Raw genomic sequence first — 23998 nt, forward strand, 5'->3', positions numbered from 1 at the left:
GTCACACCTGTTCCCATACCGAACACAGTAGTTAAGCTTCTCAGCGCCGATGGTAGTTGGGGCATTGCCCCTGTGAGAGTAGGACGTTGCCAGGCGATTCATATCGAATAAACTCCATGTACTTTATATAGTGCATGAGCAAAATTAAATACTTTTTATTATCGCGGGGTGGAGCAGTCTGGTAGCTCGTCGGGCTCATAACCCGAAGGTCGTAGGTTCAAATCCTGCCCCCGCAACCAAAAAAATTCAACTAACTGCGTCGAATTACTTCTTAGTTAATTGAATATCAGTAGTGCTGTAAGTACAACCAAATTTGGTCCGGTAGTTCAGTTGGTTAGAATGCCTGCCTGTCACGCAGGAGGTCGCGGGTTCGAGTCCCGTCCGGACCGCCATTTAATTTAATAATACATATTCAAACATGATTTCTAAGGAAATCATGTTTTTTGTTATTTTAAGTGTGGAAAATAGTATCTATTTCATCTTTTTGCTATCATTGATATATCGTAAAGAAAGTATGGTGAGAGGTATGGATGAGTTTTCATTTATTGGTTCAATTCAACAACCACACTACAGGCAATCCTCGCTTATAAAAGGAATAGGTGATGATGCTGCTGTGTTTCGACCGCAGTACCAAGACCTAGTGACGGCAAAAGATATGTTTGTGGAAAATGTTCATTTTGCAAAACATACCATGCATCCATACCATATTGGTTACAAGGCACTTGCTGCAAATCTAAGTGATTTGGCAGCAATGGGTGCGAAACCTCTCTTTTACTTAGTAGGTATTTCTATTTCAGATAGATGGTCATCAAGTGAAATTAATGAGATTTTTAGGGGAATGAAAAAAATAGCAGATACTTATAAAATTGATCTCATTGGTGGGGATACTGTCTCAGGTAAGGAGTTGGTAATTTCCATTACTGTAATTGGAGATACTGATAAGGCAAGGTATAGAAGCTTAGCTAAAGAAGGCGATGTTATATTTGTAACTGGCACCCTTGGGGATTCCCAGGCTGGATTACATATCTTGAACAACCGTGGTATTTTTAGAGATGAAGATTATTATATGACCAGACACCAAATGCCTAGTCCAAGAGTTGAATTTTCTCAAGGTCTACAGAAAATTTCTAGACTTGCACTAAACGATATTAGTGATGGAATTGCCAGTGAGGCAAATGAAATTGCGGAAGCCTCAAAAGTATCTATAATGATCTATGAGGATAGATTGCCAGTTCATCCTACCTTCATTCAATTTGATTCAGAACTACAAAATAAATGGAAACTTTTTGGTGGAGAAGACTTTGAACTTCTGGGTGCCGTTCCAAAGCATGATTGGAAAAATGTGCAACAGGTTGCTAGTCAGTTGAAAGTACCAATTACAAAAATTGGCTATGTAAGCTCTAGGAACTCAGTTGGACAAGTTTTCCTACAACGAAAGAATGAAAAATTAGAGCGATTAGAGAAAAAGGGATATAACCACTTAAGTAGGTGAAATTATGGGAAAGAATATAATAGAAACATATTCGGCAGAAGATACAAAATCGTTAGCTGAAAAACTTGCTACCATACTTAAACCTGGGGATGTTTTAACATTAGAAGGTGATTTAGGGGCAGGGAAAACGACATTTACAAAAGGGATAGCAACAGGGCTTGGAATTAATAGGACGTTAAGTAGTCCTACTTTTACGATAGTCAAAGAATATGAAGGAACCATCCCTCTTTATCATATGGATGTATATCGATTGGAAGGATCAGACGAAGATATTGGTTTTGACGAGTATTTTCATGGGGATGGAATTGCTGTAGTAGAGTGGGCACAGTTTATTGAAGATTACTTACCCCCTGAACGTTTAAATATTTCGATTAAGTATTTGGATGAAGAGTCAAGGGTAATCGAGTTTGAACCTGTTGGAGAACATTTTCAAAAGGTTGTAAAAGCAATTATAGGTTAGATTTGTTTTAAGAAGGAGTTACATAAATGTACATACTTGCCATTGACACGTCAAATCAAGCATTAGGTGTCGCGTTATTAAGGGACAATGAACTAGTAGGAGAAATCGTAACAAACATAGCGAAAAATCATTCCATCAGATTAATGCCTGCCGTTGATTATCTAATGAGGGAAGTAAATATCACACCTGAGCAGTTAGATAAAATTGTTGTTGCAAAGGGCCCAGGATCTTATACTGGAGTAAGGATAGGACTTACCACAGCTAAAACGTTAGCATGGTCTTTAAATATACCTATTGTAGGGGTATCAAGTCTGGAAGCATTGGCATATCGGGCTAAGTTTTCTAACGCCATTATTTGCCCATTTTTCGATGCTAGAAGAGGATTAGTGTATACAGGATTATACGAAATCAAGGACGGTAATATGGTGCTTGTAGATAAAGAGCGAAATATTCTATTTTCAGAATGGCTTGATCACCTAGTAGAAAAAAAGAAAAAAGTTGTGTTCTTAAGTCCAGATATAGAAAAGCATACAGAATTAATCCAATCAAAATTAGAGGATTATGCGGAAATACCAAAAATGGCTTATCATATTGCCAAGCCTTCTGACTTGGCATTGGCAGCTTCTGATAAAGAGATTGATGACACACATACATTAACACCAAATTATTTACGTCTAGCTGAAGCAGAGGTCAACTGGATAAAGACTCAAAAGGAAAAACAAAATGGCTGAATTAACAATTCGTAAGATGGAGTTAGACGATATACACCAAGTAATGTTTGTAGAAATTGCTTCCTTTACCTCTCCATGGACGGAAGAAATTTTTAAACAGGAACTAATAGAGAACCAACATGCTCATTACTATATCATGACGATAGATGAGAAAATTATTGGTTATGTTGGAATGTGGATCGTCTTAGATGATGCACAGATAACTAATATTGCAGTACTACCCGGGTTCAGAGGACAGAAGCTAGGAGAAAGGTTATTCCGTTTTGCTATGCAGAAAGCGATTAGTTTAGGAGTAACTCGATTATCTTTAGAAGTAAGGGTAACAAATGTAGTTGCACAGAAAATGTATCGTAAGTTTGGCCTTGTTCCCGGAGGTATTCGAAAAAATTATTATACGGACAATCATGAAGATGCGATTGTAATGTGGGTGAATTTATGATGAATGAAACTTATATACTTGGAATTGAAACAAGCTGTGATGAGACAGCTGTTGCTATTATAAAAAATGGTAGGGAAACTATCTCCAATGTGGTTGCTTCACAAATTGAGAGCCATAAACGTTTTGGAGGAGTCGTTCCGGAGATTGCTTCAAGACATCATGTGGAACAAATTACTTTAGTATTAGAAGAGGCTTTTAAAGAGGCAGGGTTAAGTTGGGATGACATTGATGCTATTGCAGTAACAGAAGGTCCTGGTTTAGTTGGTGCATTACTAATTGGGGTCAACGCTGCAAAGGCTTTAGCATTTGCAAAAAACAAGCCTCTAGTTGGCGTCCATCATATAGCGGGACATATTTATGCGAATCGCTTAGAAGAGGAATTTCAATTTCCACTACTCGCTTTGATTGTTTCTGGTGGCCATACGGAGCTAGTTTTGATGCGAGATCATGGTCAATATGAGGTAATAGGGGAAACACGTGATGATGCGGCTGGTGAAGCGTATGATAAGGTTGCTAGAATGTTAAGCCTTCCTTATCCTGGTGGGCCGCATATTGATCGGTTAGCAGCTAAGGGTGAGGAAAACATTGAATTTCCTCGGGCATGGTTAGAAGAAGGCAGTTTTGATTTTAGTTTTAGTGGGTTAAAATCAGCAGTTATTAACAAAATCCACAATGCTAAACAAAAAGGAGAACCATTAAAAGAGGAAGATATTGCTGCAAGCTTTCAAGCAAGTGTCATTGATGTGTTAGTAACAAAAACTGTAAAAGCAGCACAACAGTATCATGTAAAGCAAGTTATTGTGGCTGGCGGTGTTGCTGCAAATAAAGGCTTAAGACAAGAGCTAGAAGCTAAGTTTTCTGAGACTGACATTCCTTTATTAATACCGCCATTAAGGCTATGTACAGACAATGCAGCGATGATTGCTGCAGCTGGAACAATCAATTTTGAACAAGGAAAACGGTCCGGACTAGCTTTAAATGCAAACCCATCATTACTATTACGATAAAAATATCCACAGGTGTGTGGATATTTTTTTGTGATTATTAATTATAAGCGGTTTAGTATGTTGATAATATCTGTGCATAACTCTCAATTTACTTGTGGATATTGTGCATAACTTTGTTGATAACCGGTATAATGGGGGTTCTATGGTGGATAACTTTTGTGGATATACAGTATTAATACTTCTGACGAAGGAATGGTTATAATTTCCAAATAATTGTATAATGAAGTGGGGCTAAATGGCTTTAAAAGGAGAGAAGAAACGATGAGAAAAGTCTATAAGTTTGTAGTTCTTTTCAGCATCCCAATATTATTAATAGCATGTAGTGTTGATAAGGATGCAGATTTAGATTCTGCTTTTAAGGGAACACAGAAGATTGATATCTTTTTATCCCATAATAAAGAGGTACTAACTACAATTTCAGATGAAAGAGATATTGCGGACTTTGTAAAGGAACTTCGGTTAGATGATTGGAAAATCGAAAAAGCTTCTGCTGATGCTACTGTGGAAAAACAATTCAAACTATATCAGACTGAAACAGTGAAAATTGGGAAATCGAGCTCAGACAAAAAGGAATTAAAAGAGGTTGGTAAATTTATAACGTATCAAGATATCCCATACGTAGACCTTCATATAAAAAATATAAAACTTAGTTTCAAAGTTCCAGAAGAAGTAGGAGCATATCTTTCTAATTATAAATAAAAAAATGGCAGGCTGATATACTCAACCTGCCATTCGTTATTCTTCCTGTAATAGGGTCCATTCTTCCATTAACTTCTCAATATCCTGTTTGACTTCATTTGTCTTATTCGTATATTCCAATGCCTTTTCATGATTTTCATAAACTTCGGGTTCTGTCATTTTTTCTTCCAGTAACGCTAGTTTCTCTTCTAGGTTCTCAATCTCTTCCTCTAACCTGGTAATTTGGCGTTCGCGTTTTCGCTTTTCACTTTGACGTTTCTTCTCCTCTTTAAAGTCTAACTTCTTATCATTAGCCTCCTTGGAGATATTTTCTTCTGCTTGTAAACGTTCCAGTTCAGCTTCTTCTTGTTTTTTGTCTAGGTAGTAATCATAATCACCTAGGTAGACAGTAGCCCCGTCTTTCTGCATTTCTACTACTTTATCAGCAATCTTGTTAATAAAGTATCGGTCATGAGAGACAAAGATGATTGTCCCAGGAAAATCAATAAGGGCAGCTTCTAGAATTTCTTTACTGTCGATATCAAGGTGGTTAGTAGGCTCATCTAGTATTAATAAGTTTGCCTTTTGCATGCGAAGCTTTGCTAGGGCTACTCGGGCCTTCTCTCCACCACTAAGGGATTGTACAGGCTTTAGCACATCGTCACCAGAAAATAAAAAGTTACCAAGCACGGTACGAATATCTTTTTCATTCACATGAGGATATTCATCCCAAAGCTCATTTAATACGGTCTTATGAGAACTTAGATTTGCTTGCTCTTGGTCATAGTATCCAATTTGAACATTGGTTCCTAGTTGAATTGATCCCTCCGAGGGATTCAGTTTTCCAAGGATATTTTTTAGTAAGGTAGTCTTTCCAACCCCATTAGGACCAACTAATGCAATACTCTCCCCACGGGACACATGGATGGATAAGTTCTTAAAAATTGGTTCTGCTTCGCCTTCATAATGAAAAGAGAGGTCATCAATTTTTAATACATCATTTCCAGTACGCTTTGTGATTTCAAAGGTTATGGATGCAGAAGATTCATCGCCCAAGGGTCTATCTATTCGATCCATCTTCTCAAGCTGTTTTCTTCTACTTTGAGCACGCTTCGTTGTGGAGGCTCTTACAATATTTTTCTGTATGAATTCTTCTAATTTCTTTATTTCCGATTGTTGCTTATCAAATTCTTTCATCTCTTGCTCATAATTTAAAGCCTTTTGATGAAGAAACTCACTATACGAACCATGGTATTTCTTGGTTCGATGTCTCGAAACTTCATATACAATCGATACAGTCTTATCAAGAAAGTATCGGTCATGGGAAACAATAACTACTGCACCAGGATAAGAGGATAGGTATTTTTCCAGCCAGGATAATGTTTCTATATCTAAATGGTTAGTAGGCTCATCTAAAATAAGTAAGTTTGGCTTTTTAAGTAATAGTTTTCCTAAAGCAAGGCGAGTCTTTTGTCCACCACTCAACTCATTAATGGGAGTTTGGTCGTCATAGTCTAAAAAGTTTAATCCGGATAGAACAGCTTTTATTTCAGACTCATAACTATAGCCCCCATTTGTTTCAAACTCCTGTTGTAAACGATCATATTCTGATAATAGTTTAGTTTGCTCCTTGGGCTCTAGTAGATTTACATCGGCCATTTTTGCTTCCATATTCCGTATCTTTTTTTCTTGTTGAATCAATCCCGAGAAGACTTCTAACATTTCATTCCAGATGGTATTATTAGACTCTAAGCCTGTATGCTGGGAAAGGTAGCCTAAAGTAAGATCCTTTGGCTTTATTAATTCTCCAGAATCATAGGTCATTTCACCGGCCATAATCTTTAATAATGTCGATTTTCCTGCACCGTTACGGCCAACAATAGCAACTCTATCTTTATCTTTAATTTCTATTTTAATATTCGCTAGTATTTCCTCAGCACCGAATGATTTCGTTATATCATTTAATTGCATGATTATCATATTTGTCACCTCTAGTAGCTTCAGTTTATCTAATCTTTAGGATTCGGGCAATATAATTGTCAATTTGTGAAAAATATCACGACTTATTTTGAAAAATTTGTTAAAATAGAATTAATGAAGAAAATGTACCGTTCATAAGATGTTTCTTCTTAGACATACTAGGACTGATAGTAAGGAGGAAATCAGTTGGAACAAAATAAAATTCCACAGGCTACTGCGAAAAGACTCCCGTTATATTATCGATTTTTGAATAATTTACAAATGCAGGGAAAAACACGTGTTTCTTCTAAGGAATTAAGTGAAGCTGTAAAAGTAGACTCAGCTACTATTCGAAGAGACTTTTCTTACTTCGGTGCTCTTGGTAAGAAGGGCTATGGGTATAATGTTGAATACTTACTAGGTTTTTTTAGAAAGACCTTAGATCAGGATGAACTTACGGATGTGGCATTAATTGGAGTAGGTAATCTAGGTACAGCTTTTTTAAACTATAACTTTACTAAAAATAATAATACAAAGATCGTTTTAGCTTTTGATGCGGATCCAAATAAGTCAGGAAAAGAGATTGGCGGAGTACCAATCTTTCATATTGATGATTTAGAAGAAAAGTTAGGGAATGTGAAGGTTGCAATCTTGACTATTCCAGCTACAGAAGCAGATCGCGTAACGGAACGCTTGGTTTCTAAAGGTATTAAAGGGATTTTAAACTTTACACCAGCACGAATTTCCGTGCCTGATGATGTTCGGGTACATCATATTGATTTAGCGATTGAATTACAAGCCCTGGTATATTTCTTAAAGCATTATCCACTAGATACGAAAGAAGAGGTTCTTTAAGCCTCAGTAGAAAACCAAGAAAGGGTAGCACTTTACTAGTGCTACCCCTTCTTTATTTTTTTTATTTTGTAATGTAAACGCAAATACCGAATACCGGCTCCGAAATCTAATGTTGCAATTAGAGCTAGTAGAATGGTAATAAAATTCCAAATGGTTTCGTCTGCACTTTGAATAGCTGCGTATATAAAAAGTATTCCCATAGCAAAATAGATGAGGGCCATGGTTCTAGCGGTGATTCTCATAGCTTATTAACCTCCGATTAGAATCATTTGCACTTGATTCCATTGTTGCTGGATTTTTTCTATATCTTCAGGGGTCAAGGAAAACTGAACGATGACAGAGATAGAGTTTAAGGCCATATGCACAATAATCGGAACAAGGATTTTTTTCGTTTTCACATATAAAAAAGCAAAAACAAAACCCATGGATGCGTAGATTAAAATGTGCTCCAAGCCTTCATGAATAATCCCAAATATAAATGCCGATAGTAAAGCAGCTACAAAAAAGTTTGTACGCTTATATAAGGAACCGAAAATGATTTTTCGGAAAATAACCTCTTCTAATATCGGTGCGATTATTGCAGGAATGATTGCAAATAAGGGAATAGTACGTGTTATATTCATTATACCCTGCGTATTTTCGGAACCAGGTTCCATACCAAATATGTTTGTTTCAATAGTAACCGCAACTGCTTGTGCTACATAGGCCATTATTACCCCTAAGATAGACCATAGCACGATATCAACAGTAAACAAACTACTTCTTGTCTGTGCCATTTTCATATCTGGCTTCATTAGAATTAAAACAATAATTAAACCAATTGTAAAACTAAATATAGAATAGTATATCGATGCTTCCAAAATATATTCCGGGATAATAGGCTTGAAAATGAGTATAAAAAGTGCACCTGAAAGTTGCATGATGATGTAGGTAAGGATGACCCACCAGTAACGTTTAGGCAAAAGTTTCAGCTCCTTAAAGTCTACGTAGTTTACAATCTTAAGGAAAAAATTGATTCCTGTGTATTTTATCATATTCAAGCTGTACATTATAATAGAATCAACTTGGACAAGAAAAATAAAAATTACATAACACAATACTTGCAAAACGAAGAGAAATTATTTATTATAATAATTGGAATTAGCACTCGATATAAGAGAGTGCTAACAAATAAAAAATAATGGAAAAGAATTAAGGAGGTTTTCTTCATGATTAAACCACTAGGAGATCGTGTAGTTATCGAGCTTGTTGAGCAAGAAGAAAAAACGGCAAGCGGAATTGTACTTCCAGACTCTGCAAAAGAAAAGCCACAAGAAGGTAGAATTGTTGCGGTTGGTACTGGCCGAGTAACAGATAGTGGAGAAAGAGTTGCACTTGAAGTTTCAGAAGGAGATCGTATTATCTTCTCGAAATTTGCTGGAACAGAAGTGAAGTACGATGGACAAGAATACTTAATTCTACGTGAAAGTGATATTTTAGCTGTAGTTGAATAAAAATTTATACTTATGATAAAAAATCTTTTTTAGGAGGGCATTTCAAATGGCTAAAGAAATTAAATTTAGTGAAGACGCACGTAGCGCAATGCTTCGTGGAGTAGATACATTAGCAAATGCTGTAAAAGTAACATTAGGACCAAAAGGTCGTAACGTTGTCTTAGATAAAAAATTTGGTTCACCTCTAATTACTAACGATGGTGTTACCATTGCAAAAGAAATCGAACTAGAAGATCAATTCGAGAATATGGGTGCTAAACTTGTATCAGAAGTAGCATCTAAAACGAATGATGTTGCCGGGGACGGTACAACAACTGCTACTGTTCTTGCACAGGCTATGATTCGTGAAGGCTTGAAAAACGTTACTGCTGGAGCAAATCCAGTTGGTATCCGCCGCGGTATCGAAAAAGCTGTAGTAACTGCTGTTGAAGAACTACATGCAATTTCAAAACCAGTTGAAAACAAAGAATCTATTGCACAAGTTGCAGCTATTTCAGCTGGCGATGATGAAGTTGGTAAATTAATAGCTGAAGCAATGGAACGTGTTGGTAACGATGGTGTTATCACAATCGAGGAGTCAAAAGGATTTACAACAGAACTTGAAGTGGTAGAAGGTATGCAATTTGACCGTGGATACGCTTCTCCATATATGGTTACAGACCAAGATAAAATGGAAGCTGTATTAGAAAATCCATATATCTTAATTACAGACAAGAAAATCGCAAGCATTCAAGAAATCCTACCAGTTTTAGAACAAGTTGTTCAACAAGGTAAACCATTATTGCTTATTGCTGAAGATGTTGAAGGTGAAGCACTTGCTACACTAGTATTAAACAAACTACGTGGATCATTCAATGCAGTTGCTGTAAAAGCTCCTGGATTTGGGGACCGTCGTAAAGCAATGCTTGAAGACATTGCAGTTCTAACTGGTGGTCAAGTAATCACTGAGGATCTTGGATTAGAGCTTAAGAGCGCATCAATCGAACAATTAGGTACTGCTTCTAAAGTTGTTGTAACGAAAGAACATACTACAATTGTTGAAGGTGCAGGTAACCCTGAAGCTATCTCTAGCCGTGTATCTCAAATCCGTGCACAAGCAGAAGAGACTACTTCTGAATTCGATAAAGAAAAATTACAAGAACGTCTTGCTAAATTAGCTGGCGGTGTAGCAGTAATCAAAGTTGGTGCAGCTACAGAAACAGAACTAAAAGAACGTAAACTACGTATTGAAGACGCATTAAACTCCACTCGTGCTGCTGTTGAAGAAGGTATCGTAGCTGGTGGTGGTACTGCATTAGTGAACGTATACAGTAAAGTTGCTGGTCTAGCACTTGAAGGCGACGAAGCAACAGGAGCAAAAATTGTTCTTCGTGCACTTGAAGAGCCAGTACGCCAAATCGCTGAAAATGCTGGTTTAGAAGGTTCTGTAGTAGTAGAACGTCTAAAAGGCGAAGCGGTTGGACTTGGATTCAACGCTGCAACTGGCGAATGGGTTAACATGGTTGAATCTGGTATCACAGATCCAGTCAAAGTTACTCGTTCTGCATTACAAAATGCTGCATCTGTAGCGGCTATGTTCCTAACTACTGAAGCTGTAGTTGCTGACATTCCTGAAGAGAATGCTGGTGGCGGAATGCCGGATATGGGTGGAATGGGTGGAATGATGTAAACTGCCCCTTGAACCCTTGATATGAATGGGTTTATAAGTAAGGTGAGAGTGTTTTGCTAACATTTTGCTAACATTGAGGTTTATTAACGGAGGCTTATCATTAGTTCACTGAACTTTTGAGAGGCTTCTTTTTTCATTTCTTGAGTTAAGTGGAGATAGATTATTTTGTTATTTGATCATCTGAATGGCCAATTCTGTCCATAATTTATTCGAGTGCTACACCAGCTTCCGTTAAGAGTAATGTATAGGCATGTCTCAGAGGAATTGATGTCAATTTTAGAATGAGATTGGTAATTTCACTTTGGATAAACTAGTGCTTAAATTTTATAACATACCATCTATTTGCATAATCCTGTATAATAGAATTAGAAATTTTGTGCTTATTATAAAGAAGGTCGGGTGCCTGTGAATGATCGATAAATTCAAGGATTTTATTATAAGTGTCCTAGCCTCTTTAGTAGCTACATTTTTAACCACATATGCTTACCATTTTATACAGATTGGTATTGCTTTAGATTTTAGGGGATTTATAAATATAGTTATTAACTATACATATTTAGTATATTGGATATTATTACTGTTACTTGTGATTATGGTTCGTTGGTTTATAAGAACTAGAATTGATAAGTTGCAAACTCCTTACCCTATGGTAATGAGTATTGGAAGCCATTATGATTTAGAATACAGTGGAGAGGGATATGGGTTCAAGTGGAAGATATATGCTCATGCTAAACGTAGAGATCCATTTTCCAATGAAATACTAGATATAAAAGTTGGTAGAGTAGATGGACCCTATTGTAAAAATGATTATAGAAGGATGAAAGTATCAAGAACCTATTTTGGTAGGTATAAATATAAGTGTCCTAAATGTGGTTATAAAAGAACCCTATTAAAAAATACTTGGACATTAGAATGTGATATTGAAGATGAAATCGAGGCTGAATATAGGGCTAAAATTAATGCCATATAAAAATTATGCACATACTTGTTTTCAATGTATAAATAGAGGTAAAAGGAAAAATCATCTAATCCTCAATGGATAGAAATATGGGCTGTATATTAACTATATAAAACATCATTAGGACAGGCAGAAGATTAGCACTAATACAGTGTACTTCTGTCTTTTTGTTATAAAGAGATATTTCACAAAGACTGAGCATTGAAAGGAGTTCACCCATTGATAGAAAAAGTGATTATTAAAAACTATAAATCTATTGATTATCTAGATTTAAAATTAGACGACACAATAAATATTCTTGTTGGTAATAATGAACAAGGAAAATCTACTATATTAGAAGCCGTTAATTTAGCACTAACTAGTACATTAAATAAGAGAAATATACATAATGAACTAAATCCATTTCTTTTTAATAAGACTGTTGTTGAAGATTACATAAAAAACATTATTAAAGGTAAGCATGTAACCCCACCTAGCATACTTATAGAAATATATTTAAAGGAAAATAATCAGAATGCATCTTTGAAGGGGTCAAACAATTCAATTAAAGAAAATGCATGTGGCATTAGTTTTTCCATAGAATTTGATAATGACTACACTGAAGAATATCAACAATACATAGAACAATCTACTGATATAAGAAATATACCGATAGAGTATTATAAAGTTAATTGGTATTCTTTTGCATCTAATCCAATAACTTCACGAAGCAATCCTATTAAATGTGTATTAATCGATCCAACTGAAAGAAAGGCATGGAACGGAACAGACAGGTATATTTCAAGTGTAATTGGTGATACCTTAGACCCTAAACAGCGCGCAACTTTAAATTTTAATTTTAGAGATATTAAAGAGAAATTCTCTCAAATTGAATCTATATCAAAGATTAATAGTACACTCTCTGAAAAAACAGGGGATATCTCAGATAAAGAACTTGCTATTTCTCTAGATATATCTCAAAAGAATGGATGGGAATCCAACTTGACTGCTTATCTGGATGATATACCTTTTGATTTCATTGGGAAAGGTGAGCAAAACTCGGTAAAATTGAAGTTATCACTCGAATCAAATGCTGAAGAGGCTCAAGTAATCTTAATTGAAGAACCAGAAAACCACTTATCGCATTCAAATATGCAAAAATTAATTAATCAAATTTCCGAAAAATGTGAAGGGAAGCAGTTAATAATTACAACACATAGTACTTACGTTTTAAATAAACTTGGTTTAGACAAAGTAGTATTGATGAATAATGGAAAACACATTACATTAAGAGATTTAAATGAGGATACTTATAATTATTTTAAAAAATTACCCGGTTACGATACACTTCGATTATTGCTAGCTGATAAGGCTATTTTAGTAGAAGGACCATCAGATGAGTTAATTGTTCAAAAGGCATATCTTCAAAAGCATAATAGGCTTCCTATCGAAGATGGTATAGATATTATTACTGTAAGAGGATTATCATTTAAGCGCTTTCTAGAGATAGCTGATCTTCTAAATAAAGAGGTTGCTGTTGTTACCGATAATGATGGAGATATTGATAAGCATATTATTGAAAAATATGGTGATCATTACCTAAAACATCCAACAATCAAAATTTGCTATAGTGACGACACGAGATATGCAACGTTAGAACCGCAGTTGGTATCAGTAAATGAGTTATCTATTTTAAATGATATTTTAGGGAAGGATTATACCTCAGAGGCTGAGCTTATTAAATATATGACAAGTTCAGGTAATAAAAGTGAGTGTGCAATGCGTATTTTTGATTCAAACCAAAAAATTGTTATACCGGGGTATATAAATGATGCAATTCAATAACAGAGTAATTATTGCTGCAGCAGGTTCAGGAAAATCATCAGATCTAGTTGAAAAAGCATTGAACAATAATGACAAAAGGATATTGATAACAACATTTACAATAGATAATACAAAAGAAATTGAGGAAAAAATTTTTGATAAAATTGGATATGTCCCTAAGAATGTTGTTGTTCAAACATGGTATTCCTTCTTACTAAGAGAATGTGTAAGGCCTTATCAAAACTTCTTATACGATAAACAAAGAATTGAAAATATAGAATTTGTTAATGGTCAATCTACACTATATATAGCTAAAACCGATGTCGAAAAGTACTATTTTCGTGATGGAAAATATATTTATACTGACAAGTTGTGTGATTTCGTGCTTGAGGTTAATAAAATATCAAACGGCTTGATTATAGAACGATTAGAAGATTTGTATGATATCATTATGATCGATGAAGTACAGGATCTAGCTGGAAGTGATTTGAACTTCCTTTATCTATTATTAAAATCTAATATACATAATATTATTGTTGGAGATAACCGACAGGCTACTTACTTCACCAATAATTCAAGGAAAAACAAAAAATATAGAGGGCAAACTATTTTTGAACTGTTTAGTGAATGGCAGAAAGAAGGACTCTGTTCTATTACATATAAGACAGAATGTTTCCGATGTAACCAATTTATCTGTGACATTGCAGATTCACTTTATCCCGAAATGCCTAAAACCAATTCCATGAATGATATGGAAACTGGACACGATGGTGTTTTTTACATTCGAAGCGGCGAAGTTTTGGAATATGTAAAAAAGTATTCTCCAGTGGTGTTGAGATATGATAAAAGGACTAAAAATATACCAGATAGTTTTTCACCTTTAAATTTTGGAAAGTCCAAAGGATTAACGTTTGATAGAGTCCTTATTTATCCAAATGGCCCAGTTAATAAGTTTTTAAAAGGTGATTATGAAGCTGTGAGTAAACCCAAAACTAAAGCAGCTTTGTATGTTGCTTTAACAACAGCGAGATTCAGTGTTGCGTTTGTAACTGACCAAAAGGTAATTTCAAATGAGTTTGTTGAAGAATTCACTCTAAGAGATAGTGAAGGAATGACTGTTTAAGCTTAAAGCTCCTATTAATCAATTAACTAATAGGCACTAAATGTCTTGAATGTAATATACTTTTAACCTTGATTTAATGTTGAAAATAAGAAACTGTAGAGAAAAATAAGTTAAAGATAAAACTATAGGTTTAATTATTAGTTTGAAATATGTATAAAAACTGTTGCAAAATGAGGTACCAATTTGGAATAAATATAATTGGCAAAGAGTAACTAGGAGATTAAAGTATGCTAAAAAGAGTAAAATTAGTGAACTGTAAGTCTATCAAGAAAGTAGATATAAAGATTGATAAAAACAACTGTATTATTGGTAAAAATGGGGTAGGTAAAACAACCTTTATAAAAGCAATACAATACTTTTATAACTCTCTTGAAGGTAAGAAAAGTGATTTTATAATTTTTGATAAAAATAATCCTTATAATGAATTTGCTGAAATTGAGCTAATCTTTGACTTTAATTATTTTATCACAGTATATGAAGTTTATTCTTTTAAAAAATCTATTGGTGAGATGAAGCAAAGCGACTTTATGGATAATATAGGGGAATTAATCTCCTTTGTAGATAGGAATAATATGTTAGCAATTAGATTATATGTAGACAAAGAAGGTAATACAGAATGGGCAACGGGATTATCCTTTGAATTACGTAAAGTACTTAAAACAATTTACCCATTTTACTATATATCAATTAAAAATAATGATCATACAAATTGGGAAACTCTATGGGAAATGGTTGGGGATATGGCTAAACTCCCTAGCTTTAACTTAGAAGAGGACCTTGGTGATTTAATAAACCAACAATATGGTGACTCATATGGAAAAATTATAGATATATTAAGAGATAAATTTGATAGAAATAATATAGTAATTAGTCCTTTTACCAATCAAGAGAAGTTCTTAAATGCAATCAAGCTACAATTAGGTGGGGAGAAACTAAGGTATAGATATAAAGAATTGAGTTACTTTTCTGAAGGGACAAACTCATTTAATTATCTACAGCTATTTTGTAGTTTAGTGGCAAAAATAGCAGAACAAAAATTAAAGATTCCTTTACTACTACTTGACGAACCAGAAGTAGGATTACATCCGAAATACATAGATGATCTAATGAATAATTTAATTAGGAACGAAAATAAGAATCAAAGCATTATAGTTACACATGCACCTAGAGTATTAAAAAATATTATAAAAAAAACACACGATTACAACATTCTACATGCAACTAATAGGCAGAATGGTTATGCAAACATAACAATAATTAATCAATTCCAAGACCATAGGGAAAAAAATATATTATCAGATGAAGAAGCTAGCTACTATTTTTCTGAACAAATTGTATTTGTGGAAGGGAATACAGAGTTAGAGTTGTTTAATAATAATAACTTGATGACGCTTTTTCCCTTTTTAAGACAAGTTGACTTTTATTCATTTGATGGGGATACTGTGAATATTTCAACAATACATCCAGAGATTAGAAATACAAAAATTCCCTATTTAATTATAGTAGATAATGATTATATCTTTGAAGTTGATAATGTAGGGAATCCAGTGTTAAAACATGGTAAAAAGGATTTCCTAAATCCACTGGACAATGTAAGATTTAAAACGCAGCACGATAAAGAGATGTTTCATTTTGGGGAAAATGGAAAATTATATGATTTAAGAATGAAAATAAATTCGCTAAGTTCATATAAGTATAGTTTAGATAAATATTGGTGTACAGTTTATGGCGATTATTTTAAAGATTTCAAGGAATTAATTAAGCTATATTGTCTAAAATATAAAGTTTATCCAATTAATACAACCATTGAAGGTTCTTTGGTGAATTACAATAATCTAAATTTATTTAGGGATTGGTTAATAGCTAATCATCCATATGACCAAAGATATATTCATGATCTATTTAATATCTCTAATAATAAAGAAACCCTAACAACTGCATTTCGTCTTATTGTTAATGGTAAATACGACACCTTGAAAAACATAATGAAAGATAATAAAACAAATTCATTTCCTGATACTATTAGAAAGTCATATCTTACAATTCATAGACTTAGACATGAGTATGATAAAACCACTGGCTGGGTATCCGCATGGTTAGATTATGTTTTTAGTAAAGAAATAAATATTCACAACACGAGGGAAGAACAAGTAAAGCAGTTTAGTATTTACTTTCCAGAACTCTACGATATAATAAAAAATATAAATAAGATGAGTTAGAGGGAGTAGCAAGGAATATTAATATAGAGTATTCCATACCTTGAGAATTATATTCTCAGTATTTCTACATAGAATTACATCAGTAGGATATAAAAAGCCAAGGGTCTAGTGTCTCTATTAGAAGTGCCGATCGGCGCACTCTAATTTGTTATCATGTTAACTTTGTTAATTGGTATTATAGTCGCTAAGTTTCGCTACGCGTAATTTTGAGAAAGTACTCCCTCTACTCTAAAAAGAGGATAGTTATGCAAATATACATATATAGGGAAGATTTCTTTTATAATAAGATACTAGCAACCTCAAAATCACTAGTTGAAGAAATACTAAAAGATAAAAGTAAATATTATACCAAAAGAAGAATCCCGAAAAAAAATGGTTTTCGTACTATCAACTGCCTTGAAAAAAATTCGGCTTTATCAAAAATTCAGCAAAGCATTCGAATTAACTTCTTAAATACAATATCTATTCCAAACTATGTTTATGGTTTTGTATCAGGTCAATCATACAGCGATTATCTGAAACCCCATGTTAGACGAAAATATTACCTGAGACTAGATATTAAGAACTTTTTTGAAAACATTACAAATGACACTCTAGAATCTGTATTCTCATATTATTTTCGTCTGAATGATAATAGAAAAAAAGAAGAATTATTATTATTTATTGATTTAATCACATTAGACGGAAAGTTACCACAGGGGGCAATCACGTCTCCCACTATATCTAATATTGTATTTAGGCAATTAGATATTAGAATAAATAAATACTGTAAAAAGTTTAATATTAACTACTCTAGATATGCCGACGATCTTTTATTTTCTTCTGATAATAATTTCTTACATAATCATTTCTTTATAAAGAAAATCAAATATATTATTTCCACTAGGGGATTCGAAATAAATAAACATAAAATAAGATATGATCAAGACTCTATTTCTTTAAATGGATTTGTTATAGAAGATAGTATTAGACTTTCAAGGAGCAAACTGAAAGGGTTATCAAATACTTTATTTATAATTGATAAGCATAGGAGTAATTTTGATATAACAAAAGTACTCTCTGATATTAACAATAGTGGATTAAATAGAGAAATTGAAAATAAATATTCACTACTAAACTATTTAGCTGGTTATAGGGCATTTTTATTGCAATTTTTAGATAGAGAAAACCCAGAGGATTATTATAATAAAAAAATTTCTAAGTACGTTAATAGAATACAAAATTCCATTGAATTGTTACGAGGGTAATCCGGATACTAAATAATGTAACTTTTGCTAGCTTCTTGAAATAGTTAAATACAACAGCTATCACTATAAAGAATGTCTATTCCTAACAAATATTATACTTTTGTCAATACAGTCAAAAAGTCAGGCACCTTAGAACTCAGGTGTCTTTTTTGATATACAGATTGCTAATCCCCCATTTCATTTTCTCGAACTCCTGAAATTGAAGCTCCTTTCCATTATTTTATTTTGTCAATTGGTTGCAAATTAACTTATTATCTAAAGAAGTTTTAAGACCTAGATAATTCTGATAAATTCTAATTCATTATAGAAAAACATGGTATAATTATATCTATATAAACTGTTGTGTGGTGATACTATGGGTAGAGCTATAAATGATGCAACTTTGGTGAAAGCTGGGGACATTTTTCAATATTATATTGCATTACGCGATTGTTTTAAATTGAAAAGTGGAGATAAATTGCAAATCGAGGTTAACGGTGATGTAAGTCTTATTGCGGATTTATCAAAGGATTCATTTCAGAAAGAGGTAAAGCATCATTTTGGAAATAAAAATCTTAGTGATAGGGATGTAGATTTTTGGAAAACTGTATCTAATTGGTATGTTGAGTATGATAGAATTACAGAATTTGCAAGTTTGATTTTACATACCACTTCTACGATATCCTCTGATTCTCCTTTTTACAATTGGAATACTAAAAAACCTAACGATAAAATCGCAATTTTGCAATCGATTGGAAAAGTGAATAAAAAGAGAGAAGAAACATTTAGAAAATACTATAATAAAATTTTTGCAAAAGCAATTTATGATGAGAGTAAGTTATTAAATATTTTATCAAGATTTACCATTGAATCCTCTCAAAATCAAATTTCAGGTATTTCAAAAGAATTTAGTTCCTACATAGGACATATTCCTGAAAACAACCGTGATAATTATATTGGCGCATTGCTTGGAAGAATCGTCTCTATAATTAAAGACCCACCACACCGCTGGGAAGTAACTAGAGAAGAGTTTGATAAAATATTACAACAAGAATCACCTGCTTATTCTAATCCAAGTAAAAAACCATTACCGAGTGACTTTGCAGAGGTGAATGTTCCTGAACAAAAAGCACAATCACTATTAAATAAAGAATTTGTAGAGGCTATTCGAAAAATTGAATATGATAAACAAATACCGGATGCTGTTTCGGATTATTGGAAAGCTGAAATGACAGTCATAAAATATTTTAAAGATGACTTTTTATATCTTAAAAGTGTACCACTATATAAAAATGAGTTAAAAAGAAAATTAAAATATGTTAAAGAAAGTAAAGCTATCGAAACTGAAGGAATGAATAGAACTGTAGAAATTAGGAATTCAAAATTGATGTACACTGAGGTTATGGGGTGGGATGCAAAGGATTTAGGCTCAATAGTTAGAAATCAGGGCTACTTTCAAAGAGGAATTATTCATACTATTGTTGACGATAAAGAGTTTAGTTGGGATATAGGTGAAGAAGATGAGTATTAAAAATATACGGGCATTATCAATGAATTCTCATTTTTTTAGCGTTCTTTTGCAAGGCTTTTTAACGGGTTTCAATAAGCCTTGTGAGATAAGATTAATTTTTATGGCGTTGCCTATTCTGTTACATTCTGAATCGAGAAAAAAGTTAGCTTCCGCAAAAAGTACAAGTAGGATGGAAACTTTATTTAACAAACCAGAGAGATTAGAAAATAATATTAATATTTCGGGAAAAGTAAAGCTTGCAGGATATGTAAGACGCTATAATGAGCTAAAGATTTTTTCGAAAAAGGCGTTAGTGATTTTGTACTCAAAAAAGAAGATAGTATTAAATGAAAAAAAAATAATACTAATAGAACCAATAAAATATTTGGATTATGATGGTTCTATAAGAGATTGGATTAAGGCTGCACATTATTTAGGAGTTGTTTTTGCAAAGAGTAATGAAGATCACTTGAATTATTTCTTAGGGGTGGGCAGAGAATGAGAAGCTTTATAAAGTCTATAATGTTGTTTAATAAATCAGGAGAATTGCGAAAGGTTCCGTTGCAACCGGGAGTCAATATTGTAACGGGAGAATCTAAAACTGGCAAAAGTGCTCTTGTTGAAATAATAGATTATTGTTTATGCAGTTCAAGATCAACCATACCAAAAGGAAAAATCACGGATTTTTCATATCTCTATGTCATGCCCATGCTTATAAATCATAATACATATGTAATTGCTAGATACAATTGGGAAAGTGGCGGAAAAATGCATGTGTTAAAAGAATCCTCAGATTTTCCAATAGATAATATAACACTAGAATATTTTGAGGATAAGCCCTTATTATCCGTAAAGGATGCACAATATGAGATTGAGTCTGCATTGGGATTATATGTCACTAATATTGTTACTGATAGCGAAAAGCAAGGAAAAAAAGCCTCACTAAGAAATATGGTATCGTACCTATTTCAACATCAGAATTTGATGGCAAGTAAATTCGCATTGTTTTATAGATTTTCCGATTACTATAAGAGGAAAGATATTATAGAGCAATTTCCTGTTTTTGCTGGAATGATTGGACAAAAATATTACAGTGATTTAATCCAGCTTACTAATTTAAAGGCTCAATTGAAGAGAAAACAAAAGGTTCAAAAAGCCAATGAAAAAAGTTCAACATATATAAAAGAGAATTTACAACCTTTATTAGAAGATTATTACGCTTTGTTAGATATTCCTTTTAATTCAAATATTACGATACAAAAAATGCTTAAACTTGCTTCTAATTTACCAGAATTTGATGAAACACAGCTTTTCAATGAAAATGGAATCGCAGAAAGATACCGTCAACTTAATAATGAATTAGATAAATTAAGAGATCAAGAGAGAGACGTGTTACTTAAAATTGATAATTTAGATGATGCAAGTCAAAACGGAATAAACTTTACGGGCATGTTACAAGAATTAAAAGACCAGACAAGTATTTCAGGAAACTTTATAAAAGAATATTCTTGTCCTCTATGTGGAGGAGTATGTAAAGAAGTTTCTGAAGATGATGCTAGACTGGTAGAAGCTTCTGCATGGCTTGATAAAGAGTTAGAGATTACTAGTAAGTTTACAAATGACTTTTCTGAGGATGTTCGAAAGCTTGAAGAGGCACATGGAGAAATAGAAAATAAAATAAAGAATGTATGGCAGCAGATTAAAAACATTGAACGTAAATATATCAATTCAAAAGAGCTTGTTTCAAAAAGAGAAAAAGTTAATTATGCGAAAGCGAGAATTGTATTATATTCTGAGATGGTAAATTCCGGTTTATTGGATAATGTCGATGAGGATATAGAAGAGTTGAAAAATAGTATTTTTCAACTGGAAACGAAAATAGATGGGTTTGATTTGAATAATAAAAAGGCAAAAGCTCAATCCTTTCTTTCTGATAATATGAATCGTCTATCACTTACTTTAGATTTTGAGGAAGAATATCGTCCATTAAATCTAAATTTTGGACTTTTAGATGAAACTTTCGACGTTTATCAGCTTCAAAAAAATGATAAAATTCACTTGTATGAAATGGGAAGTGGAGCAAACTGGGTGTCGTGCCATATAGCTCTTTTTCTTAGTTTTTTAAGATATTTTGCTACCCAAGAGAAATCGCCTATGCCATTAACAATGTTTTTTGACCAACCTAGCCAAGTCTATTTTCCTCAAGGGACAATTGAAAAGAATGATAGGAACGAACTATCGGATTCTGATCTAAAAGCAGTTAATCAAATGTACAAAACTATATTTGATGAAGTTAATGCCATTGGTAAAGACACTGGTATTCTTCCGCAAATATTGATAGTTGATCATGTTGATGGACAAGATTTAGAAATTAAAGATGAGTTTGCTTCATATGTAAGGGGAGATTGGAGAAATGGTAAAGCTTTAATATAACTATGAAATTACAGGAATAATCTATGAATGTCATGACAATATTGATGTTGAAAAAAAGTTTTAAAATAACCAATATAAACATATAACTAAAGATAAATTTACAGTGCTAATGATATAGTTAGACTATTAACTCATAGAACAATAACGAAATAATTTCATACATAAGGTATTGAATCAATACAAGAAGAATCTGATAACCACACTTTTAATAAATGTTGCAATAATGAAAAGCCTTCCCTGAATCACACTATTTCTGGCCTACTTAATAATTTTATTACAATCTGTATGTAAAAGATAAGACAGCTTATTTTCAGAGGCATATTATTTAATGATTAAGAGCTGGACCAGTATTATAATGTAGATATTGAAGGCGAAGGCTAATCCACTGGTTTATTTATAGACTTTTTTGACAAAATTTGATGGTTACCATAAAAACTCTATATTTGTAAGCCCTAAGTGTGATTTATGTGTTATTAATAGTCTAGGAAGTTGACACATTAAACTTGCTAACATTTTTCTAACGCAATCCCATAAAAAACGGTAAATCCCCGTGAAAGATGGTACAGTAAGCAATATCTAAAACGTTGATTTAACGCACTTTTTGCACATCAAGTTAAAGATATTACAAACTCTCATCTTACTGTGTGGTTTATACAATTAAAGAATATGTTGGTGTTAATTAATGGATATCTTTACAGAGTTAGATGAAAAATTATTTAATGATAGCCTTATAGATTTGAATATTAGGAAAAAATTAAAATTTGATTCAAAAAATGAGTTTTATCAATCTGTTAAGAGTAAAAAAAAATGTATGTTTCCGAATTGTGAAAGCAAAAGCATAAAAAGATCTCATACTATACCAAAATCAGGTTCACTAAAATTAATCTCTGATGATTCACACTTATTATATCCACACTTAGATGAAGATTCAGATGAATTAAGAATGGTAATGGATAGAATAGGCATAGGAGATGCTTCAACATTTCCGGGTTTTTGTAAAAAGCATGAAATGATATTTTCTGAATTTGAACAAAAAAAAGAAATTGATTCCATTGAACAAGCCAAATTACAAGCCTATAGAAGCATTTGTAGGGAAATTGTTATTGACAAGCTTCATTTAGACAAAGTAAGGATAGCCATTTATAAATATAAAAATGAAAGAAATAAACAATATAGACTAGTATTGGAAAATAAAATTAGTAAAAAAATTGAGAAAGTGAAAGTTGAATATGATGACTATCGCATAAAATTTGCAAAAATAGCCCAAAGTAAATTAACTGAAAAATTGGAGTTTTCTTCTAAGATTCATAAAAAATTTTTGGAAATAATAAAAAATGAACAGACTCAGGAAAATGTTGTTATGAATGTAGTAAATATAGACATGAAATTTCCTGTTGCACTAAGTGGAGTAGGATACGCAAATATTACTGACAATAAAAAAAATAATCGAGAAATTAAAATGATATTAAACGTTATTCCATTTAAATCATCAACAGTACTTATATTTGCTGGAGATATTATTGATAAAGATATATTAGAGAACCACTATGATTATGTAGTTCAACATCCTCTTTTTATATTAAATTTTATTGAAAGTTTTATGATGCATGGTACAGATCATTGGTTTATTCAACCTAAAATATGGAATGAAATGGATGGAATAAAACAAAAGTATATACTAGATTATTTCTTCGTTACTGAGAATTCATTTTTAGAAGATGTAAATTTTTCTATCTTTGATGATATAAGAAAGGAATTTTTAGAAAGTTTTCCAATCCCTGAGAAAATTAAAGAAATTGAAATTGAAAAACTAAATTTTAATTTTAACAATACCCAAAAACCATTAACAACTTCTATTATTGAGAAGTATAATAATTTTCATTTAAAAAACGATATTTAGGTTTGGATTGTAACTGCTAGATTAAATTTTAACAGTTATAGGT

21 protein-coding genes, 2 tRNA genes and 1 rRNA gene are annotated in these 23998 nt (G+C 32.8%); 21 read left to right on the forward strand and 3 right to left on the reverse strand.

Annotated elements, in window-relative coordinates:
- From rrf to TY11_RS00045, 9 genes are all read left to right on the forward strand, one after another.
- A 5S ribosomal RNA gene (gene rrf, locus TY11_RS19700) occupies positions 1-95 on the forward strand; the annotation flags it as partial.
- A gap of 67 nt (positions 96-162) precedes the next feature.
- Positions 163-239: transfer RNA gene (locus TY11_RS00010), tRNA-Met, on the forward strand.
- Positions 240-315: 76 nt separating this feature from the next.
- A tRNA-Asp gene (locus tag TY11_RS00015) sits at positions 316-392 on the forward strand.
- Positions 393-526: 134 nt separating this feature from the next.
- The gene (thiL, locus tag TY11_RS00020; protein ID WP_042142131.1) at positions 527-1492 is read left to right on the forward strand and encodes a thiamine-phosphate kinase; all 966 of its coding nucleotides are present in this window, start codon (positions 527-529) and stop codon (positions 1490-1492) included.
- 4 nt (positions 1493-1496) lie between these two features.
- The gene (gene tsaE / locus TY11_RS00025) at positions 1497-1952 is read left to right on the forward strand and encodes a tRNA (adenosine(37)-N6)-threonylcarbamoyltransferase complex ATPase subunit type 1 TsaE (RefSeq protein WP_042141875.1); all 456 of its coding nucleotides are present in this window, start codon (positions 1497-1499) and stop codon (positions 1950-1952) included.
- 26 nt (positions 1953-1978) lie between these two features.
- Positions 1979-2683 carry a tRNA (adenosine(37)-N6)-threonylcarbamoyltransferase complex dimerization subunit type 1 TsaB gene (gene tsaB / locus TY11_RS00030; RefSeq protein ID WP_042141876.1) on the forward strand — a complete coding sequence of 235 codons (705 nt, stop codon included), beginning with the start codon at positions 1979-1981 and terminating at the stop codon, positions 2681-2683.
- Positions 2676-3122, forward strand: a complete 447-nt coding sequence (gene rimI / locus TY11_RS00035) for a ribosomal protein S18-alanine N-acetyltransferase (protein ID WP_042141877.1) — start codon at positions 2676-2678, stop codon at positions 3120-3122. Before tsaB ends, rimI begins: the two co-directional genes overlap by 8 nt.
- The gene (gene tsaD / locus TY11_RS00040) at positions 3119-4129 is read left to right on the forward strand and encodes a tRNA (adenosine(37)-N6)-threonylcarbamoyltransferase complex transferase subunit TsaD (RefSeq protein ID WP_042141878.1); all 1011 of its coding nucleotides are present in this window, start codon (positions 3119-3121) and stop codon (positions 4127-4129) included. The genes rimI and tsaD overlap by 4 nt, the downstream gene beginning before the upstream one ends.
- A 261-nt stretch (positions 4130-4390) precedes the next feature.
- Entirely contained in the window at positions 4391-4828 is a 438-nt protein-coding gene (locus tag TY11_RS00045; protein WP_042141879.1) for a hypothetical protein, read from the forward strand.
- A 36-nt stretch (positions 4829-4864) separates the two neighbouring features.
- On the opposite strand, the gene TY11_RS00050 is transcribed toward TY11_RS00045, so the two are convergent.
- Positions 4865-6787: an ABC-F family ATP-binding cassette domain-containing protein gene (locus tag TY11_RS00050; RefSeq protein ID WP_042141880.1), complete on the reverse strand. Its 1923-nt coding sequence runs from the start codon at positions 6785-6787 to the stop codon at positions 4865-4867.
- A gap of 186 nt (positions 6788-6973) precedes the next feature.
- On the opposite strand from TY11_RS00050, the gene TY11_RS00055 reads away from it, so the two are divergent.
- Positions 6974-7621: a redox-sensing transcriptional repressor Rex gene (locus TY11_RS00055; protein WP_042141881.1), complete on the forward strand. Its 648-nt coding sequence runs from the start codon at positions 6974-6976 to the stop codon at positions 7619-7621.
- Between the two features lie 41 nt (positions 7622-7662).
- On the opposite strand, the gene TY11_RS00060 is transcribed toward TY11_RS00055, so the two are convergent.
- Together TY11_RS00060 and TY11_RS00065 are read right to left on the reverse strand one after the other, a co-directional pair.
- Positions 7663-7863 (reverse strand): YdiK family protein, encoded by a 201-nt coding sequence (locus TY11_RS00060; protein ID WP_042141882.1) that lies wholly within the window; start codon positions 7861-7863, stop codon positions 7663-7665.
- 6 nt (positions 7864-7869) lie between these two features.
- Positions 7870-8583, reverse strand: coding sequence for a CPBP family intramembrane glutamic endopeptidase (locus tag TY11_RS00065; RefSeq protein ID WP_042141883.1), 714 nt, complete (start codon positions 8581-8583; stop codon positions 7870-7872).
- Between the two features lie 246 nt (positions 8584-8829).
- Between TY11_RS00065 and groES the strand changes: the two genes are divergently transcribed.
- The 11 genes from groES (at position 8830) to TY11_RS00120 (ending at position 23955) form a co-directional block, all read left to right on the forward strand.
- Positions 8830-9114 carry a co-chaperone GroES gene (groES, locus tag TY11_RS00070; protein ID WP_042141884.1) on the forward strand — a complete coding sequence of 95 codons (285 nt, stop codon included), beginning with the start codon at positions 8830-8832 and terminating at the stop codon, positions 9112-9114.
- A gap of 46 nt (positions 9115-9160) precedes the next feature.
- Entirely contained in the window at positions 9161-10783 is a 1623-nt protein-coding gene (gene groL / locus TY11_RS00075) for a chaperonin GroEL (RefSeq protein WP_042141885.1), read from the forward strand.
- A 409-nt stretch (positions 10784-11192) separates the two neighbouring features.
- Positions 11193-11753 carry a hypothetical protein gene (locus TY11_RS00080; protein ID WP_042141886.1) on the forward strand — a complete coding sequence of 187 codons (561 nt, stop codon included), beginning with the start codon at positions 11193-11195 and terminating at the stop codon, positions 11751-11753.
- Positions 11754-11960: 207 nt separating this feature from the next.
- Positions 11961-13565 carry an ATP-dependent nuclease gene (locus TY11_RS00085; protein WP_042141887.1) on the forward strand — a complete coding sequence of 535 codons (1605 nt, stop codon included), beginning with the start codon at positions 11961-11963 and terminating at the stop codon, positions 13563-13565.
- Positions 13549-14667 carry a UvrD-helicase domain-containing protein gene (locus TY11_RS00090; protein WP_042141888.1) on the forward strand — a complete coding sequence of 373 codons (1119 nt, stop codon included), beginning with the start codon at positions 13549-13551 and terminating at the stop codon, positions 14665-14667. The genes TY11_RS00085 and TY11_RS00090 overlap by 17 nt, the downstream gene beginning before the upstream one ends.
- Before the next feature lie 227 nt (positions 14668-14894).
- Entirely contained in the window at positions 14895-16886 is a 1992-nt protein-coding gene (locus tag TY11_RS00095) for a retron Eco8 family effector endonuclease (protein ID WP_042141889.1), read from the forward strand.
- 245 nt (positions 16887-17131) lie between these two features.
- Entirely contained in the window at positions 17132-18133 is a 1002-nt protein-coding gene (locus tag TY11_RS00100; RefSeq protein WP_042141890.1) for a reverse transcriptase family protein, read from the forward strand.
- A gap of 355 nt (positions 18134-18488) precedes the next feature.
- Positions 18489-19643: a hypothetical protein gene (locus TY11_RS00105; protein WP_042141891.1), complete on the forward strand. Its 1155-nt coding sequence runs from the start codon at positions 18489-18491 to the stop codon at positions 19641-19643.
- Positions 19633-20124, forward strand: coding sequence for a three component ABC system middle component (locus tag TY11_RS00110; protein ID WP_042141892.1), 492 nt, complete (start codon positions 19633-19635; stop codon positions 20122-20124). Before TY11_RS00105 ends, TY11_RS00110 begins: the two co-directional genes overlap by 11 nt.
- The gene (locus TY11_RS00115; protein ID WP_042141893.1) at positions 20121-22055 is read left to right on the forward strand and encodes a DUF3732 domain-containing protein; all 1935 of its coding nucleotides are present in this window, start codon (positions 20121-20123) and stop codon (positions 22053-22055) included. Before TY11_RS00110 ends, TY11_RS00115 begins: the two co-directional genes overlap by 4 nt.
- Positions 22056-22737: 682 nt before the next feature.
- Entirely contained in the window at positions 22738-23955 is a 1218-nt protein-coding gene (locus TY11_RS00120) for a hypothetical protein (protein ID WP_042141894.1), read from the forward strand.
- Positions 23956-23998 lie beyond the last annotated feature (43 nt).

It is taken from the genome of Paucisalibacillus algeriensis (genome assembly GCF_000577245.1).
Classification (GTDB): Bacteria; Bacillota; Bacilli; order Bacillales; family Amphibacillaceae; genus Ornithinibacillus.